Annotated in this window: 17 protein-coding genes and 1 tRNA gene; 8 read left to right on the forward strand and 10 right to left on the reverse strand. The window is 58.8% G+C overall.

The features are described 5' to 3' along the window. Positions 1 to 37: 37 nt before the first annotated feature. Positions 38 to 523, reverse strand: coding sequence for an Lrp/AsnC ligand binding domain-containing protein (locus tag QSJ80_RS09740; RefSeq protein ID WP_285764247.1), 486 nt, complete (start codon positions 521 to 523; stop codon positions 38 to 40). A 216-nt stretch (positions 524 to 739) separates the two neighbouring features. On the opposite strand from QSJ80_RS09740, the gene ald reads away from it, so the two are divergent. Continuing rightward, positions 740 to 1,885, forward strand: coding sequence for an alanine dehydrogenase (ald, locus tag QSJ80_RS09745; protein WP_285764248.1), 1,146 nt, complete (start codon positions 740 to 742; stop codon positions 1,883 to 1,885). Positions 1,886 to 2,272: 387 nt separating this feature from the next. Then, on the forward strand, positions 2,273 to 4,198 hold the full coding sequence (locus QSJ80_RS09750; protein WP_285764249.1) for a S9 family peptidase: 1,926 nt from the start codon (positions 2,273 to 2,275) through the stop codon (positions 4,196 to 4,198). Positions 4,199 to 4,234: 36 nt separating this feature from the next. Here QSJ80_RS09750 and QSJ80_RS09755 read toward each other — a convergent pair whose 3' ends face one another. The 4 genes from QSJ80_RS09755 to QSJ80_RS09770 all read right to left on the reverse strand — a co-directional run bounded on the left by QSJ80_RS09755 (position 4,235) and on the right by QSJ80_RS09770 (position 6,430). Next, positions 4,235 to 4,621, reverse strand: coding sequence for a hypothetical protein (locus QSJ80_RS09755; RefSeq protein WP_285764250.1), 387 nt, complete (start codon positions 4,619 to 4,621; stop codon positions 4,235 to 4,237). Then, positions 4,584 to 5,135 carry an RNA polymerase sigma factor gene (locus QSJ80_RS09760; protein ID WP_285764251.1) on the reverse strand — a complete coding sequence of 184 codons (552 nt, stop codon included), beginning with the start codon at positions 5,133 to 5,135 and terminating at the stop codon, positions 4,584 to 4,586. The genes QSJ80_RS09755 and QSJ80_RS09760 overlap by 38 nt, the downstream gene beginning before the upstream one ends. Positions 5,136 to 5,141: 6 nt before the next feature. Further along, entirely contained in the window at positions 5,142 to 5,519 is a 378-nt protein-coding gene (locus QSJ80_RS09765; RefSeq protein WP_285764252.1) for a DUF6249 domain-containing protein, read from the reverse strand. A 194-nt stretch (positions 5,520 to 5,713) separates the two neighbouring features. Continuing rightward, positions 5,714 to 6,430: a 16S rRNA (uracil(1498)-N(3))-methyltransferase gene (locus tag QSJ80_RS09770; RefSeq protein WP_285764253.1), complete on the reverse strand. Its 717-nt coding sequence runs from the start codon at positions 6,428 to 6,430 to the stop codon at positions 5,714 to 5,716. Between the two features lie 143 nt (positions 6,431 to 6,573). Between QSJ80_RS09770 and purU the strand changes: the two genes are divergently transcribed. From purU to QSJ80_RS09785, 3 genes are all read left to right on the forward strand, one after another. Next, entirely contained in the window at positions 6,574 to 7,458 is an 885-nt protein-coding gene (gene purU, locus QSJ80_RS09775) for a formyltetrahydrofolate deformylase (protein ID WP_285764254.1), read from the forward strand. Between the two features lie 139 nt (positions 7,459 to 7,597). Then, positions 7,598 to 7,840, forward strand: a complete 243-nt coding sequence (locus QSJ80_RS09780) for a VF530 family protein (RefSeq protein ID WP_285764255.1) — start codon at positions 7,598 to 7,600, stop codon at positions 7,838 to 7,840. A 180-nt stretch (positions 7,841 to 8,020) separates the two neighbouring features. Then, positions 8,021 to 8,842 carry an ion transporter gene (locus QSJ80_RS09785; protein WP_285764256.1) on the forward strand — a complete coding sequence of 274 codons (822 nt, stop codon included), beginning with the start codon at positions 8,021 to 8,023 and terminating at the stop codon, positions 8,840 to 8,842. A gap of 58 nt (positions 8,843 to 8,900) precedes the next feature. On the opposite strand, the gene QSJ80_RS09790 is transcribed toward QSJ80_RS09785, so the two are convergent. Beyond that, complete coding sequence (locus QSJ80_RS09790; protein WP_285764257.1) at positions 8,901 to 9,788, reverse strand: dienelactone hydrolase family protein; 888 nt, start codon at positions 9,786 to 9,788, stop codon at positions 8,901 to 8,903. A gap of 249 nt (positions 9,789 to 10,037) precedes the next feature. Here QSJ80_RS09790 and QSJ80_RS09795 point away from each other — a divergent pair, with 249 nt between their 5' ends. Further along, positions 10,038 to 10,481 carry a YtoQ family protein gene (locus tag QSJ80_RS09795; RefSeq protein ID WP_285764258.1) on the forward strand — a complete coding sequence of 148 codons (444 nt, stop codon included), beginning with the start codon at positions 10,038 to 10,040 and terminating at the stop codon, positions 10,479 to 10,481. Between the two features lie 9 nt (positions 10,482 to 10,490). Then, on the forward strand, positions 10,491 to 10,907 hold the full coding sequence (locus tag QSJ80_RS09800) for a DUF4174 domain-containing protein (protein WP_285764259.1): 417 nt from the start codon (positions 10,491 to 10,493) through the stop codon (positions 10,905 to 10,907). Here the strand turns inward: QSJ80_RS09800 and QSJ80_RS09805 are convergent. Beyond that, positions 10,904 to 11,815, reverse strand: coding sequence for an alpha/beta hydrolase family protein (locus QSJ80_RS09805; protein WP_285764260.1), 912 nt, complete (start codon positions 11,813 to 11,815; stop codon positions 10,904 to 10,906). The genes QSJ80_RS09800 and QSJ80_RS09805 overlap by 4 nt on opposite strands. Positions 11,816 to 11,930: 115 nt before the next feature. Then, positions 11,931 to 12,005 (reverse strand) — tRNA-Arg (locus QSJ80_RS09810). A 355-nt stretch (positions 12,006 to 12,360) separates the two neighbouring features. Between QSJ80_RS09810 and QSJ80_RS09815 the strand changes: the two genes are divergently transcribed. Continuing rightward, positions 12,361 to 12,543 carry a PA3496 family putative envelope integrity protein gene (locus QSJ80_RS09815; protein ID WP_285764261.1) on the forward strand — a complete coding sequence of 61 codons (183 nt, stop codon included), beginning with the start codon at positions 12,361 to 12,363 and terminating at the stop codon, positions 12,541 to 12,543. Between the two features lie 15 nt (positions 12,544 to 12,558). Here QSJ80_RS09815 and pta read toward each other — a convergent pair whose 3' ends face one another. Both pta and QSJ80_RS09825 read right to left on the reverse strand, forming a co-directional pair. Next, complete coding sequence (gene pta, locus QSJ80_RS09820; RefSeq protein WP_285764262.1) at positions 12,559 to 14,697, reverse strand: phosphate acetyltransferase; 2,139 nt, start codon at positions 14,695 to 14,697, stop codon at positions 12,559 to 12,561. Next, entirely contained in the window at positions 14,697 to 15,905 is a 1,209-nt protein-coding gene (locus tag QSJ80_RS09825; protein ID WP_285764263.1) for an acetate kinase, read from the reverse strand. The genes pta and QSJ80_RS09825 overlap by 1 nt, the downstream gene beginning before the upstream one ends. Positions 15,906 to 16,019 lie beyond the last annotated feature (114 nt).

Raw genomic sequence — 16,019 nt, forward strand, 5'->3', positions numbered from 1 at the left:
GGGGTCAGAGCCCAGGCTCTGACCCCTTCTAGTAGTACTAGCGGTTGTAGTGCACCGGCACTTCCAATGTTTCCTTGATCTGTTCCATCACCACGTAGCTGGTGCATTCCTGCACGCCGGGCAGGGTCAGCAGGGTCTCGCCGTAAAACTTTCGATAGGCCGCCATATCCGCCACCCGGGCCTTGATCAGGTAGTCGAAATTGCCAGACACCAGATAACACTCCTGGATCTCCGGCAGCGCCGCGGCCTTGGTGCGAAAATCCTCAAACGCATCCTGGGATGACCGGTTCAGGCTGATCTGTACAAATACCACCAGGGCGGCATCCAGGTACTCCGGGTTTACCAGGGTCGTATAGCCCTGGATCACCCCGTCTGCCTCCAGCCGTTTGACCCGCTCGATACAGGGGGTGGCGGTCAGCCCGACCTGGCGTGCCAGCTCGGCGTAGCTGGTGCGACCATTCTTTTGCAGTGTGCGCAGGATGTTGCGGTCGATTGTGCTCAGTTCATTGGCGCGTTTGCGCATTTTTTGCTCCGTAACCTGTGTGGATTGTGTGCATTCTGCGGTCTGAACCAGTGGTTTCCACTAATTTATGTTGAAAAATTGCAGAGAAGCACTCCCGGGGCGTCAATATACTAGGGCAATCGAAATTTGGCGACTTGAATGGCCGCACGGGCGAATACCCGGGCGCCTTTTATGGTTTGGGCGCACGGCCCGCTGTTTTACTGGAGGAATTCCGCAATGCTTATTGGTGTACCAAAAGAAATTAAAAACCACGAGTACCGCATCGGTCTGACGCCTGCGAGTGTGCGTGAATTGATTGGTCACGGCCATCAGGTCGTGGTTCAGAAAGACGGCGGCTCCGCCATCGGCTTTACCGACGAAATGTATGTTGCCGCCGGCGCGAGCATCGAGGAGTCTGCAGAGCAGATCTTCGCCACTGCCGACATGATTGTGAAGGTGAAAGAGCCGCAGCCACACGAGTGCGAGATGTTGCGCCCGGGTCAGCTGCTGTACACCTACCTGCACCTGGCGCCGGACCCTAAGCAGACTGAGCTGCTGGTCAAGTCTGGTGCGACCTGTATCGCCTACGAAACCGTTACCGATAACCGTGGCGGCCTGCCACTACTGGCGCCGATGTCCGAAGTTGCCGGCCGTATGTCCGTGCAGTGTGGCGCGCACCACCTGGAGAAAGCCCAGGGTGGCCTCGGCGTACTGCTGGGTGGCGTCCCGGGCGTAGCGCCGGGCAAGACCCTGATCATTGGTGGTGGTGTGGTTGGTACCAACGCTGCCAAGATGGCGCTGGGCATGGGCTCTGACGTCACCATCCTGGACCGTTCACTGCCGCGCCTGCGTGAGCTGGACGATATCTTTGGTGGTCAGGTTCGTACCGTGTACTCCACTAACGAAGCGATCGAGCAGTATGCGCTGGAAGCCGACCTCGTTGTGGGTGCAGTACTGATTCCGGGCGCTGCGGCGCCGAAGCTGCTGACCCGCGATATCATCAGCCGTATGAAGCAGGGCGCTGTTGTTGTGGACGTTGCGATCGACCAGGGCGGTTGTTTCGAGACTTCCAAGGCTACTACCCACCAGGAGCCGACCTACGTTGTCGACGGTGTTGTGCACTACTGTGTTGCCAACATGCCGGGCGGCGTAGCGCGTACTTCTACTATGGCGCTGAACAACGCGACCCTGCCGTTCGCAGTGGCGCTGGCCAACAAGGGTGCGAAAGAAGCACTGCTGGGCGACGCCAACCTGCTGCAGGGCCTGAACGTGCACGCTGGTATGGTGACCTACAAGGCTGTGGCCGACGTACTGGGTTACGACTACGTTGATCCGAAAATCGCGCTGCAACAGTCTGCTGTAGACCAGGGCGCAGTTGCCTGATCTGAATTGATTCCCTGAGTTTGTGCGGGGCCACTGGCCCTGCCGGCTATGCTTGCCGCGGCACCTGCCGCGGCTTTTTTTTGTCCTTTGTTTCTGTCCTTTGTTTTGTCTTGTGTAATGGTCGTTGTAACGCCGCGTAGTTTGGTCCCCATTGTTATTCCGATATAGTCGGCCTGGTTCTAGGTAAATTCCCTTAGCAAACTGGTGGCCTAAATGGTACGGATAACAATAACCCTGCTGTTGTCAGTAATCGCTGGTTCGACTCTCGCTTCCACTGAAGCGGAGAGCGCACCAAAGTTTTCCCCGGACGATGTCTTTAATCTCGAATACGTCAGCGACCCGCAATTTACGTCAAACGGGAAGCAGGTTTATTTTGTCCGGAATTTCATGGACAAGACTGCTGATCTTCGCCGATCCAATATCTGGCGAGTGGATGCCGATGGTTCGGACCTGCGCCCGGTCACTTCCGGGCGTTTCAACGATAGCGCCCCGAGGCTGTCCCCTTCCGGGGAGGTGCTGGCCTATGTCAGCAATCGCAGCGGCAAGCCGCAGATTCACCTGTACTGGGTCGATAATGGCCAGGACATCCAGATTTCACACCTGCCAAAGGCACCGTCCAGCCTGACCTGGTCACCGGACGGCAAATACCTGGCCTTTGCCATGTTCGTGCCGGGCAAAAAAGACAACCCGATCAAGGTCTCCGGCAAGCCGGAGGATGCTAAGTGGGCAGACCCGGTTTCCTACACCGACAAGCTGGTGTACCGGGTCGATGGTGGAGGCTATGTAAAGCCGGGAAACAAGCAGCTGTTCGTGATGTCCAGAGACGGTGGTACGCCGCGCCAGTTGACCTCTGGCGACTTTAATCACGATGGCCCGCTGGCGTGGTCAGGCGATAGCCAGAGCATTTACTTCTCCGCAAATCGTCATGACAACCATGAGACAGAGGTCCTGAACTCGGAGATCTACCGCGTTTCCCTTGCAGGTTCCGAAATCGGGCAAGTCACGGAAAGGTTCGGGCCGGATTTCCATCCGCAAGTATCGCCCGACGGTAAGCAGCTTGCCTACCTGGGTTTCGATGACAAGCTGCTGGGCTACCACAATGCGGCACTGTATGTACGTGACCTTGCCAGCGGCGAAGCCCGAATGGTCAAAACTGCGGAGGATCGCAGTGTCGAGAGCTTCCGCTGGGACTCTGACAGTGAAAGCATTGTCTACCAGTACGACGATTTTGGTGCCACAAAACTTGCACGTAGCAGCCTGGATGGAGAAAGCCGGGACCTGGTTGTAGACGCCGGCGGTCTCTCCCTTGGTCGCCCTTATGACGGAGCAGCCTTCAATGTGGCGCCAAATGGTGCCGTTGCCTATACGCAAACGGACGGCTCCGCGCCCGCGGAGCTGGCGCTATTCAAGGGCCGCAAAAGTAAGCTGATTACCGCCGTTAATGCAGACCTGATCCCGTTCCGGGACATGGCCACAATCGAGGAGATCCGCTTCAAGTCAGGTTACGACCAGCGTGAAATTCAGGGCTGGGTCGCCTATCCGCCGGGATTTGATGCGAACAAGAAGTATCCGCTGGTGCTCGAGATTCATGGCGGCCCCTTTGCCAATTACGGCAAGCGCTTTGCTGCCGAGATCCAGCTATTTGCTGCAGCCGGGAATGTGGTGCTGTACCTGAATCCGCGCGGTTCCACCAGTTACGGTGCAGAGTTTGCCAACCTGATCCACCACAATTATCCGAGCCAGGATTATGACGACCTGATGGCCGGTGTGGATGCGATGCTGGCCCAGGGCTTTATCGATGAAGAGCGGCTGTATGTGACCGGCGGCAGTGGCGGCGGCACCCTGACAGCATGGATTATCGGGCATACCGATCGTTTCCGTGCAGCGGTGGTGGCAAAGCCGGTAATTAACTGGGAAAGCTTTGTGCTCACCGCGGATTTCTCGCCTTTCTTCACCAGATACTGGTTTGGTGGCATGCCCTGGGAAAAGCCGGAAGAGTACCGCCGTCGTTCCCCGCTCACTTATGTGGGTAATGTGAAAACCCCGACCATGCTGCTCACCGGGGAGGAAGACTTCCGTACGCCGATTTCGGAATCGGAACAGTATTACAAGGCGCTCAAGCTCCAGAATGTCCCGGCCAGCATGGTGCGGGTGCCGGGCGCGTCCCACGGGATAGCCGCGCGGCCGAGCCAGCTGGTGGCCAAGGTTGCCGCGATCCAGCACTGGTTTGATCAGTATGCGCCCAAATATGACGAGCCGGTGCTGTCGCAGGCCGAAGGCGCGATTGAAGGCGAACCTGACGGGGAAGAGTAAGCGGAGCGCCGGCGGGCGCTCCAATGGTTTGCTAGCTCAGTCGTTTAATAACTGCGGAATCAGCAGGGCCGCGCCCACCAGCGCGGCAGCCAGAGACAGGACGGTAACGGCTGGCAGGGAGCCACCGGCTGTTGTGGCCGCCAGCAAACCCGGGTCGATCGCCGGCACCACTTCTGCGACCCAGTCAGTGGTACTGCCGAGCATCTGGATTAATGGTCCCAGCGCAATGGCGCCGCCAACCAGGATTGCACCCGGCAGGGAAAAGCGGCGTATCGCCAGCTGCCGTTTGATGCGCTTTTCAAGCTGCGCGCTGAAGCCGTTGTCGGCGATGGCGTCGCCGTCGAAAAGCTGCTGCAAAAAACGATCTTCCTGGTCCATGGTCTTGTCACTGATGTTGATGATGTTGGATTTGGAATTTCGCACGGATCTTCTCCTTGCTGCGGGCGATCAGCGATTTCACGGTGCCGAGGGGCAGGTTGGCCGTATCGCTGACTTCGCGATGTGACAGGCCGCAGGCGTAAGACAGGGTCATGATAGCGCGTTCCTGTTCTGACAGGATTGCGAGGTACTTGTCCAGGTCAGTAATCGCTTCCGCGTTGACCGACGTGGCTTCATCTGCAGGTTGGTGCCCGAGTTGCTGCAGCACTTCATCATAACGCCCGGATTTGCGCTTGCTCTGCAGGAAAGTGTTGTAGGCAATTTTAAGCAACCAGCCGATAAAGCTGCCCTGTCCGGAAAAGGTGTGCAGCTTTTTCCACGCAAGCATAAAGCTGTCCTGGGCAATGTCATCCGCCAGTGCCTCATCCCGGGCCATCTTGCGCAGGAAATTGCGCACCCGGGACTGGTGCAGTTTCACCAGTTCGCCGAAAGCCCGCGCGTCCTGCTGGGCAAGCGCGCGGGCAATCAGGTTTTTTTCCAGGGCGCTGGTTTCGTTCACCCGGATTTACTCTTTGTTGCCGGAGAACTTGTACATCACCAGGTAAGCGAGACCGATCATAAAGGGCAGGGCAGCGACCGCCAGCATGCCCTTGAAAGCATTGCCAGACGGGTCGGGCGAGAAAAAGCCCAGCAATGCGAGTCCGAGGGCAACGGCCACCCAGACGATGCCCTTGCGCAGGTCCTGTGCCGGGTGTGGCTTGGGGTTGCCGAGGCGCTCGAGCATTTCGGGGGTCAGTTCATTGCCCTTGTCCATGGCGAGGCGAATGGTTTCCTGCAGCTGGGCATTGGCCTTATTGCGAAAATGGAAGACCATCCAGACCACTGTCCCGACCAGCAGGAAAAATGCAAATGGTACTAAAAGTGCCAGAGTTGCTTCGTTCATTTTTTGCTCCAAATATTGTTGTAGTGCCAGAAATCCGGGTTTCTGTACTCAAGATGCGCGGGGTGCAGGGATTGGATGCAAAAAAATGAAAATTTCCCGAACTTGGACGATATCGCGGCGTGCATGAGCCCTCAGCGCAAGGGAATGAGCCCTCCGCGCAAGGGAATGAGCCCTCAGCGCAAGGGGTGGAGTCATCAGCGCGAGGGGAAAAGCCTGCTGATGAGCACCGGAATCGCCGTTTCGACCCGCAGGATGCGCTTGCCCAGGTGAACCACCTCAAAGCCCTGCTCCTGTAGCTTCTCCACTTCGTAGGGGATAAAGCCGCCCTCCGGGCCCACAGCCAGGGTGGCAGGTTCTGCCATATCGACCGGACAGGGGGTATCCGTTACCGGGTGCGCCACCAGCTTGCGGGTACCGGCGGCAAACTCACTGAGGTCGTCCTCAACAAAAGGTTTGAAGCGCTTTTCGATACGGATCTGGGGCAGTTGCGTATCCACCGCCTGTTCCAGGCCCAGGAGCATCTGTTCGCGCAGGTTGTCCGGCTCCAGCCAGGGGGTTTGCCAGAAGGATTTTTCCACCCGCACCGCGTTGATCAATACGATGTCTTTGACGCCCATGGCGGTGATATGTTGCAGGCAGCGCCGGAACATTTTCGGGCGCGGCATGGCCATGATGAGCCTGAGGGGCAGGGCTGCAACAGGTGCGTCTGTCAGTACCACCCGCAGACGGGTCGTGTCGGCGCCAGTTTCCAGAATCTCTGCAGTGCCGGCATTGCCGTTCAGCAGGCCGGCTTTCAGGGTGTCGCCCGCGGCGCCGCGGTGGACGCTGACAATATGCTGGTGTCGCCGGTCCCGGATGATGGCGTGTTCGTCATCGACAAAGTCTTCAGGATGCAGGATGAGCAGGTTCAAACTTGGTTTCCGGCTGGCTTGGGTGGATAGGTTGATAGTTGGGCAGGTGGCTGGAACCGCGAATTCTAGCGGGGCACGCGGCATGCAGCAATTAGGGGTATGATATTGGCTTTGCAGGGAAGCGTAATCCAGGACAGTTCGTGATGTCGTTGTACAGCCAAGACGCTCAGGTGCACAAGCCGGGCGCCTATATTCTTTCGTTCCGGTGCCCGGATCAGCTGGGTGTCGTGTCCGGATACTCGGGTCTTTTCTACGAATGCGGCGTCAATATCAGCGAGATCTCGAATTACACAGACCCGGTGACCAACACCTTTTTCCTGCGCTGTGTGTTTGAAACCGATGCCCTGAATATCCCGCTGGAAGCGTTTTCTGCGCGGTTTGCCACGCTGGCGGATCGCCTGCAGATGGTTTACCAGATCCGTCCGGTGAGCGCGTTTCCGCGTGTGGCCATTGCGGTATCCCGATACGATCATTGCCTGGTGAGCCTGCTGACCAAGTGGAGATCCGGAGCCTTGCCGGCGGAGATTGTGGCTGTCGTGGGTAACCATGCAGACTGCCGGCCGCTGGCGGAATGGTATGGGCTGCCGTTTTATCACCTGCCGATTACTGCCGAAACCAAAACACAACAGGAAGCCCAGATGCGGGAAGTACTGGTGGAGCAGAATGTCGACCTGCTGGTGCTGGCGCGCTATATGCAGATTCTCTCCGACGAGCTCTGTAAAGACCTGGAGGGCAGAGCGATCAACATCCACCATTCGTTCCTGCCTGGGTTCAAGGGCGCGCGTCCCTATCATCAGGCCTACGAACGTGGCGTAAAGGTGATTGGCGCCACTGCCCATTACGTGACGCCTGACCTGGATGAAGGCCCGATCATCGTGCAGGAAGTGCGCCCGATCGATCATGAGATATCGGTAGAGCAGATGGTGCACCTGGGCCACGATATAGAATCAACGGCCCTGTGCCAGGCGGTGCGCCTGCACTGTGAACAGCGCGTGATCCTGAATGGCCAGCGTACCGTGATCCTTTAAACCAACATATGGGGTCAGAGTAGAGACTCTGACCCCCAAATCCGGATGAATGGGGTCAGAGCGGATGAATGGGGTCAGAGCCTTGGCTCTGACCCCAGAGATCACTTGCTCTAACCCCTATAATCTCTGCGAGTTTTTAATGCCCGACCACCAACCCAACAACCCGTTACACGGCGTCACCCTGGAGCAGATCGTCACCTACCTGGTGGATGAACTCGGCTGGGAGGAGATGGCGGCACGGGTCAATATCAACTGTTTCAAAAGTGACCCATCAGTTAAGTCGAGCCTCAAGTTTTTGCGCAAGACGCCCTGGGCGAGGGAGAAGGTGGAGCGGCTCTATATTGCCACCAGAAACAGGAGTAACCCCTGGGGTCAGAGCTGAACTTATGGGGTCAGAGCCTTGGCTCTGACCCCTTCAATCTAACGGGGTCAGAGCAAACCTTTGGGGTCAGAGCCAAGGCTCTGACCCCTCTAATCTGACGGGGTCAGAGCTGTTGCTCTGACCCCACTCATCCTTTGGTTTATAATCCCGCGCATTTCCAGGTCTGACATCCAGAAGTACATGCAAGACAGTCCATCCAGCTCCATAACCAGCCAGTCACTGCAGCAGACATTCCTGCGCGTCCGCAGTAACAAGGCTTTCGAGATTTTTGTAATCGCCGTCATCATCGTTTCTGCCCTGATGATTGGTGCCAAGACTTATGAATTGCCACCTGCGGTGACGCAGTCGATCATCATCCTGGACTGGATGGTGACGGGTATTTTCCTCATGGAAATCCTGGTGCGCTTCCTGGCCGAGGAGAAAAAATCGCGCTTCTTCCTGCAGCCGTGGAATGTGTTTGACACCCTGATTGTTGTGGTCAGCCTGATACCGATCGAGAACAGCGATATGGCGCTCATCGGGCGCCTGATCAGGATTTTCAGGGTGCTGCGGATGGTTTCGATCATTCCGGAGTTGCGCCTGCTCCTGAATTCCCTGGTCAAGGCCTTGCCCCAGCTCGGCTACATTGTGGCGCTGATGTTTATCATCTTTTACATCTATGGCGCGATCGGCAATATGTTGTTTGCTGACATTAACCCGGTCCTCTGGGGAGATATCAGTATCTCCATGCTGACGCTGTTCCGGGTGATGACGTTCGAGGATTGGACGGACGTGATGTATGAAACCATGGCCGTCTTCCCGCTCAGCTGGAGCTACTACCTGAGCTTCCTGTTTCTGACGGCGTTCGCCTTCCTGAATATGGTGATCGGTATTGTGGTGAATACGCTTGAGGCTGAGCATGCGGAGCAACGCGCGCGTGAAGCGCTGGAACATCCGGAGCCCACGTTGGCGGAGCTCAAGCAGGATATTGCCGAGCTGAAGACGTTGCTGAAGCAACGGTAAATTTTTGGGGTCAGAGCGTAAGCTCTGACCCCAGTAATCTCACTCTGACCCCAAACATTCAAACGAGGTTACGCTCAAACAGCGCCAGCAATCGGCTCCACGCACGCTCCGCCTGTTCGCGGTTGTGGGCCATGGAGTCCGACGGGCACCAGCCGTGCAGGGTGTCCTCGTACACCTCGATCTCTGCCTCCAGCCCGGCGTTGTCGAATGCTTTGCGCAATTCGACCTTGGCTTCTGGTTTTTTCTCATCGTCATTCTCGGCAATCGCCACCAGGAAGCCGGCTTTGATCTCTGGCACCAGCCTGTGGGGACTGTCTTCCTTGTCGGTTACCAGGCGCCCGCCGTGAAAAGAGGCGCCGGCACCGATCCGCTCCGGCATGTCCGCCGCAAGCCGGAAGGTGTAGGAGCCAGTCATGCAGTAACCCATGGTGCCAACTTTTTTCGCGGTATCCACCGGGGCCTGCTTGTCCAGATATGCGATGAATGCGCGACCGTCGGTGAGACAGGTTTCTGTCGAAAGCGTGCCTGCCTGCTTCCTGGCATCCGGCCAGATTGACTTGCGCAGCTCGGAACCGATCACGGCGACGTCATCTGGCACCAGCTGTTCTTTCATGGTGCGGTAATAGGGGTTGACCACCAGTACGGCGTAGCCGGCCGCGGCCAGACGTTTGCCCATTGCGCGGTACGCAGGACGGGTGCCGAAGATGTCGGGCCACAGGATTACCGCTGGGTGTTTGCCCTTGGCGGGATGCACAAAGTAGCAGTTCGATTTGCCGTCAGGCGTTTCAACTTCCACATTTGTTTCTACAAGGTCCTGTGCAAATGCGGGCATTGGCACGATTGTCGCTAGCGCAGCCCCCACACCAAACTTCCCGAAATCCCGGCGGCTGAGGCCGCGTTGGAGGAAGTAGGCTTCCGCTTCCCTGTTGCTAAGCTCATCACACATGGTTGGTCTCCTTGTTATTTTGGGGTCAGAGCCAAGGCTCTGACCCCATTATCCATGGCGCTGACCCCATGATCTACAGTATCCCAACCACTATCAGGCGTTACAATAAACTGGCGGGGTCAGAGCGACCGCTCTGACCCCGATAGTTGAAAGGATGGAAGGGGTCAGAGCTGTGGCTCTGACCCCGAAAGTTAGATCATTGGGGTCAGAGTCCCGACTCTGACCCCAAAAATGAAAAAGGTTTGATTTATGGCGTACAGGGTTTACCTTTCCGGCGAGATCCATACAGATTGGCGCGACCAGATTATTCGCGGTTGCAAGGACAGTGGCCTGGATATCGAATTTTCCTCGGCGGTTACCAACCACGAAGCGAGCGATGCGGCCGGCGATTGCCTCGGCGAAGAGGGCAGCCAGTTCTGGCGAGATCACAAGTCGGCCAAGGTCAACGCGATTCGAATCCAGACCGTGATCAAGCATTGTGATCTGGCGATAATCCGCTTTGGTGACAAGTACAAGCAGTGGAATGCGGCCTTTGATGCCGGCTACTGTGCCGCCCTCGGCAAGCCCTATATCACCCTGCACGACGAGGCCATCGTGCATGCACTGAAAGAGGTGGACGGCGCAGCGCAGGCATGGGCGACCTCGCCAGCCCAGGTGGTCGAGATCCTCACCTATATCACCAACCAGGCCTGAATCGAGCGAATGAAACATACCCCCGCGGTCGTTCTCAGCCTGATTGCCATGCTCGCATATGCGCCGCTCAGCCACTGCGCTGAGCGGCTGAGTGACTATCAATGGCAGCACCGGTTGCTGCTGATCCGGGCCGCGGGCAATGAACAACCCATCCGGGCAGCGCTGGACGCAAACAGGGATGCAATCATCGAGCGCGATCTTGTCTGGTTCCTGGTCGGGCCCGATGGTATTGAGGGCAGCGCTAGCGACACGCTTGGGGCAGGGCTCCTGGCGGACATTTTGCGCACCCTGGGCGACACCGGTGGGGTGGTGCTTATCGGTAAGGACGGCCAGGTTAAGGCGAGGTACCCGCAGCTCGATCTGGAGGCCGTTTTCTCCCGCATCGACAGCATGCCGATGCGCAAGCGGGAAATGGCTAAACCCTAGTCTGTCGATGAAACCTCGGGTGCCTGTCGGGTATCGTCGTCTTTTCCGAGGGCCCGCAACATCAGCTGGAACGCCGGGGTGCCGGGGTGAATCCAGTCGAAATGGCCAGCCTCAGGGGCTATTTCCCTTGCAACGTTTCTTGCTTGCAGGGCCTCAAGCTGCGCCATGGGCACAATTGGGTCGGCACTACCCTGGAGCAACGTCACAGGGATCGGTATATCGAGATTGGCGGGATTGGCAGCGGCGTAGGCTTGCGGGTTTTCTTTGGGTGTCGCGCCCATGAAAAGCGGGGTTGCGGTCTGGCAACTGTTGTTGCCACCGGCGTAGCGGGTGATATCAGTAATGGCCGCCAGTCCCACCACGGACACATCGGGTGCATTTTTCGGAAACAGCTGCCTCCAGCTTGCCGCGAGCAGCAGCGCCAGGTGGCCGCCGGCTGAATGCCCGACAATGATCACCTCATCCCGTATCAATTCATCTGTCTTTAGCGCGCCCAGTGCCTTGATGCCACGTTGCAGGTCTTCGAGGCTGGTGGGCCAGGCGCTGCGTGATTTATCCGCGCGGCGGTATTCCAGGTTCCACACCGGGTACCCCTCCTGCGCAAGCGCGGTGGCCAGGGCGCGGGTGTGGCTGATGTCATAGGCATTCAGCCAGCAGCCGCCATGCACCATGACAATGGTGGGTCTTTTTATGGCCCCGGGAGCGCTCGGCAGCCACAGAAGCCCGTACTGGTCCTGGTGCTCGCCGTAGTAAATTTTCTGGTCGTGTGCGCGAAACGGCAGGGCAGTAACGTCGCTGTAGGCGGGGTTTGCGGGTACCGGGGGATAGCTGACCTCCGCTGCCTGGATATTCGCAGACCCAATCGCAGCAAGCAGTCCGATTACAGGTAAAAGTCGCGATGCGCTCACAACAGCGTTCCCCCATTAGTATCCGGTGCAAGTCCAACCATGCCCAGTATCATTGGTGCCCGTCAAGCCAGGGCGGTGATATGCGGAGATTGATGCTTGCGCAAGAGGGGGAAGATGGCGCTCCCGGCAGGAATCGAACCTGCAACGCAGACTTAGGAGGTCCGAGTTATATCCATTTAACTACGGGAGCGGAGGCGCGCATTTTAGCGAAGGGCGGCGGGCTTGTCAGCCTTGCGCATAAACCGGATAAAAATTGCGCATTTCAATGTTTTTTCAACCACTTGTCACCGTTTGTTAATACGGGCGCACCAGACTGTAGCGCGTTGGCTGGCTGTCGGTGAAATGTCGTGTAATTGCGGGTCACAAATACCTGTGTACCAATTGCAATTGGCGCTTGACCTGATGTATTTGGCGCCGCTAAATTGAACCTACGACCAAAAAACAATAACAACGTGGTTTCTGCTTATGCAGGCCCATTGGGTGCTTCCGGTGAAGTCCAATGGATTTTACCCGGGCACTCAATATCGAGATTGAGGAGTCTTGGTATGAGTCGTGTAGCCCTTAATAACGATAAAAAAGCAACTGCCGAAGACCGGGTCACCCCGGCACAGCGCAAACAGGCTGCCGCAGCGCGAGCCCGTGATGCGCGACGGCTGGTCGAAGACAAGCTGGAGGAAATGCGGCTCGAACGCGAGCTCGCGGATTTCGAAGATTTCGAACTGAACTGAGTTCCCCAGCGGGAGTCAGTTTCCCTGGGTAGCCTGGATTGCTGTCAGTGCGATGGTGTAGACGATGTCGTCCACCAGCGCGCCGCGGGACAGATCGTTCACCGGTTTGCGCATGCCCTGTAGCATCGGGCCGATGCTGATCAGGTCGGCGCTGCGTTGCACCGCCTTGTAGGTGGTGTTGCCGGTGTTCAGGTCCGGAAAGATAAATACGGTGGCCTTGCCCGCAACCGGGCTGTCGGGTGCCTTCTTGCGCGCCACGTTTTCCATCACCGCTGCGTCGTATTGCAGGGGACCATCAATCGCCAGGTCCGGCCTTTTTTCCTTGGCAATCGCTGTTGCTTCTCGCACCTTTTCCACATCCGAGCCGCTGCCGGAACTGCCGGTGGAGTAGCTGATCATGGCCACCTTCGGTTCAATCCCGAATGCCTTTGCTGAGTCCGCAGACTGAATGGCGATATCCGCCAGCTGTTCCGCGTTGGGGTCCGGGTTGATGGCGCAGTCGCCGTAAACCAGAACCTGCTCCGGCAGCAGCATAAAGAACACGGAAGATACCAGGCTTGCGCCGGGTGCGGTTTTGATCAGCTGCAGGGCGGGGCGGATGGTGTTGGCGGTGGTGTGCACCGCGCCGGAAACCAGCCCATCCACTTCGTCTTCGGCCAGCATCATGGTGCCCAGCACCACGTTGTCTTTCAGCTGTTCCCGCGCCACAACTTCGGTGAGGCCCTTGCCCTTGCGCAGTTCCACCATCGGCGCTACGTAACGCTCTATCACCTCCGCAGGGTCGATGATCTCCACCCCCTCGCCGAGGGTCAGGCCCTGTTGTTCCGCTACCGCCTGGATGCTGGCCGGGTCGCCCAGCAATATGGGCCGTGCTATGCCGCGCTCGGCACAGATGGTGGCGGCGCGCACCGTTCGGGGTTCATCGCCTTCCGGCAGCACGATGCGCTTGTTGGCCTTGCGCGCCAGCTCGGTAAGCATGTAGCGAAAGGCCGGCGGTGACAGGCGCCGGGGCAGGCTGGAGCCCTTGGTCAACGACTCGATCCAGTGCTTGTCGATATAGCCGGCGACGTAGTCCTGCACCCGCTCGATGCGATCGATATCGTCCGCCGGTGTGGCCAGGTTGAACGACTGCATGCGCAGCGCGGTCTGCCAGCTATTGGACTTCACCAGGATGATGGGCAGGCCGGTTTTCATGGCCGGTGCACACAGCTGCAGCACCTCGCCCTGCGGGCGCAGGCCGCCGGTCAGCATCAGGCAGCCGATCTTGATGCCGTTCATGGCGGCGAGGCAGGCGGCCACCATCACATCGACCCGGTCCGCAGACGCCACCAGCATCGCGCCCGGCCGGAAGCGGTGCAGCATGTGCGGGATTGAACGCGCGCAGAAGGTAATGCTGTGCAGGCGTCGCTCCTCGATCTCGCCCTCATTGATGACCTCTGCATGGAAATGGTTGGCCAGGTCCCGCGCGCGTGGCGCAATCAGCTCCGGGTGCCAGGGTATGCAGCCGAGGATGGGAAGCGGGCTCTTGCTGAACAGGCGCAGCACCTCCAGGTTGGAGTGGTGCGGCTGGTCCGGTTCGAAGATATCGGTCAGCTCCGCGCCAGGGGATTCCGGCAGGTCCGCAGGCTCGCCTACCTTGTTGATGATGGCGCCGGCCACGCGCGGGTTCTGGCGACCACCATAGGCAGCCAGTGCCAGTTCGAGGTGATCCTTGAGCTGTTGGGAGTTGTCGCTGCCGGGGTGGGCCACCAGCACGATCTCGGCATCGAGCATCTTGGCGATGCGCTGGTTCAGGTAGTGCGCGAACTGGTATTTGTCTGAGGGAATCAGGCCCTCCACCACCACCACGTCGGTGTCTTCCTGGGTGGGCTGGTAGCGATCGAGCATCTCTTCCAGCAGGTCGTCGGTATTGCCGGCGGAGATCAGCTGCTCCGCGTGCTGGATGGGCAGGGGTTCCGGCGGCTCGATATTGGTGGCGGAGCGCAGCAGGGCGGTGGAGCGCTCCACCTTGCTGCCGCGCTGGCGCGGCTGCGATACGGGCTTGAAAAAGTTTACCGCCACCCCGTGGCGCTCCATTGCGCGCACCATGCCGAGGCTGACGGAAGTCAGGCCGACGCCGCTGCTTACCGGAATCAGCATGATCGTGCGGGCCATTAGTTTGCCTCCCTGGCGGCGAGGGCGGCCGCGTCCGCGGCGATCACCCACTCCTCATTGGTGGGGATTACGATGGCCACCGGGCTGTTGTCCGTGGTGATGACGCCGGCCTGGCCGAAGCGTGCTGCGGCGTTGCGCGTGGCATCCACCCTGAAACCCAGTGCCTTCAGGTGCGACAGGGTAAGTGCGCGAATAGTCTGTGAGTTCTCGCCAATACCGCCGGTGAATATCACCGCGTCCAGTCGCTCGAGCGGCACGGTGTAGGCGGCGATGTACTTGGCCAGCCGGTAACAGAAAATCTCCAGCGCCAGGCGCGCGTTGTCATCGCCATTTTCGGCAGCTTCTTCCAGGGTGCGGCAGTCGTTGCTCAGCTCGGAAATACCGAGCAGGCCACTCTCCTTGTTCAGCAGGCGGTTAACGCCGCCTACGGTGTATTGCAGGTTGTCGACCAGATGGAAAATCAGGCCCGGGTCCAGGTCACCGGAGCGGGTACCCATGACCAGGCCCTCCAGTGGAGTCAGGCCCATGGAGGTGTCGACGCTCACCCCTCCGCGCACTGCGGTCACTGAGGCGCCGTTACCCAGGTGCGCGCTGATCACATTGAGTTCCGCCGGGGCCACACCCAGCAGTTCCGCCGCACGGCGGCTGACAAACTGATGGCTGGTGCCGTGCATGCCATAGCGGCGCAGGCCGTGCTCACGGTAGAGCGAGTAAGGCAGGGCGTAGAGATAGGCCCGCGGTGGCATGGTCTGGTGGAAGGCGGTGTCGAACACGGCCACCTGTGGCAGCTGTGGGAAAGCCTGGATTGCCGCGCGGATGCCCAGCAGGTTGGCGGGGTTGTGCAGCGGCGCCAGTGACGCGCACTGTTCTATGGCGTCCAGTACCTGCTGGTCGATGCGTACCGAGCGGGAGAACTGCTCGCCGCCGTGCACCACCCGGTGGCCAATGGCAACCAGGCTCTGCTCCAGCGTCGGGTCAGTGCGCAACAGCTGCTCGATAATGAATTCCACCGCCTCGCTGTGGGCAGCGCTGTGCGGCAGCGGCGATTCATGCTTCTCACTGGCGGATTTCCAGCTGACTCGTGCTTCCTGGAGGCCAAAGCACTCGGCAAGCCCGCTGAGCACGGGTTCGCCCGACTGCGGGTCCATGACAGCGAATTTCAGGGATGAGCTACCACAATTGAGCACCAGTACGCGCGGGTCAGGCATAGTCAATCCTCTTGGCCCGCCGCGCGGGCACAGAACCACTCAAAAAGCGTAGACGAGCGGTCCGTGGCGGTATCTGACAGTGCAAATTTGCGGCGATTCGCGACAGGAAAACCG

Source organism: Biformimicrobium ophioploci, from assembly GCF_030270605.1.
Classification (GTDB): domain Bacteria; phylum Pseudomonadota; class Gammaproteobacteria; order Pseudomonadales; family Cellvibrionaceae; genus Biformimicrobium; species Biformimicrobium ophioploci.

Coding starts and splice junctions, on each gene's coding strand:
- QSJ80_RS09740 (WP_285764247.1), bottom strand. CDS start 523: ATGCGCAAACGCGCCAATGAACTGAGCACAATCGACCGCAACATCCTG.
- ald (WP_285764248.1), top strand. CDS start 740: ATGCTTATTGGTGTACCAAAAGAAATTAAAAACCACGAGTACCGCATC.
- QSJ80_RS09750 (WP_285764249.1), top strand. CDS start 2,273: ATGGACAAGACTGCTGATCTTCGCCGATCCAATATCTGGCGAGTGGAT.
- QSJ80_RS09765 (WP_285764252.1), bottom strand. CDS start 5,519: ATGAACGAAGCAACTCTGGCACTTTTAGTACCATTTGCATTTTTCCTG.
- purU (WP_285764254.1), top strand. CDS start 6,574: ATGTCGTTGTACAGCCAAGACGCTCAGGTGCACAAGCCGGGCGCCTAT.
- QSJ80_RS09780 (WP_285764255.1), top strand. CDS start 7,598: ATGCCCGACCACCAACCCAACAACCCGTTACACGGCGTCACCCTGGAG.
- QSJ80_RS09785 (WP_285764256.1), top strand. CDS start 8,021: ATGCAAGACAGTCCATCCAGCTCCATAACCAGCCAGTCACTGCAGCAG.
- QSJ80_RS09790 (WP_285764257.1), bottom strand. CDS start 9,788: ATGTGTGATGAGCTTAGCAACAGGGAAGCGGAAGCCTACTTCCTCCAA.
- QSJ80_RS09795 (WP_285764258.1), top strand. CDS start 10,038: ATGGCGTACAGGGTTTACCTTTCCGGCGAGATCCATACAGATTGGCGC.
- QSJ80_RS09800 (WP_285764259.1), top strand. CDS start 10,491: ATGAAACATACCCCCGCGGTCGTTCTCAGCCTGATTGCCATGCTCGCA.
- QSJ80_RS09815 (WP_285764261.1), top strand. CDS start 12,361: ATGAGTCGTGTAGCCCTTAATAACGATAAAAAAGCAACTGCCGAAGAC.
- pta (WP_285764262.1), bottom strand. CDS start 14,697: ATGGCCCGCACGATCATGCTGATTCCGGTAAGCAGCGGCGTCGGCCTG.
- QSJ80_RS09825 (WP_285764263.1), bottom strand. CDS start 15,905: ATGCCTGACCCGCGCGTACTGGTGCTCAATTGTGGTAGCTCATCCCTG.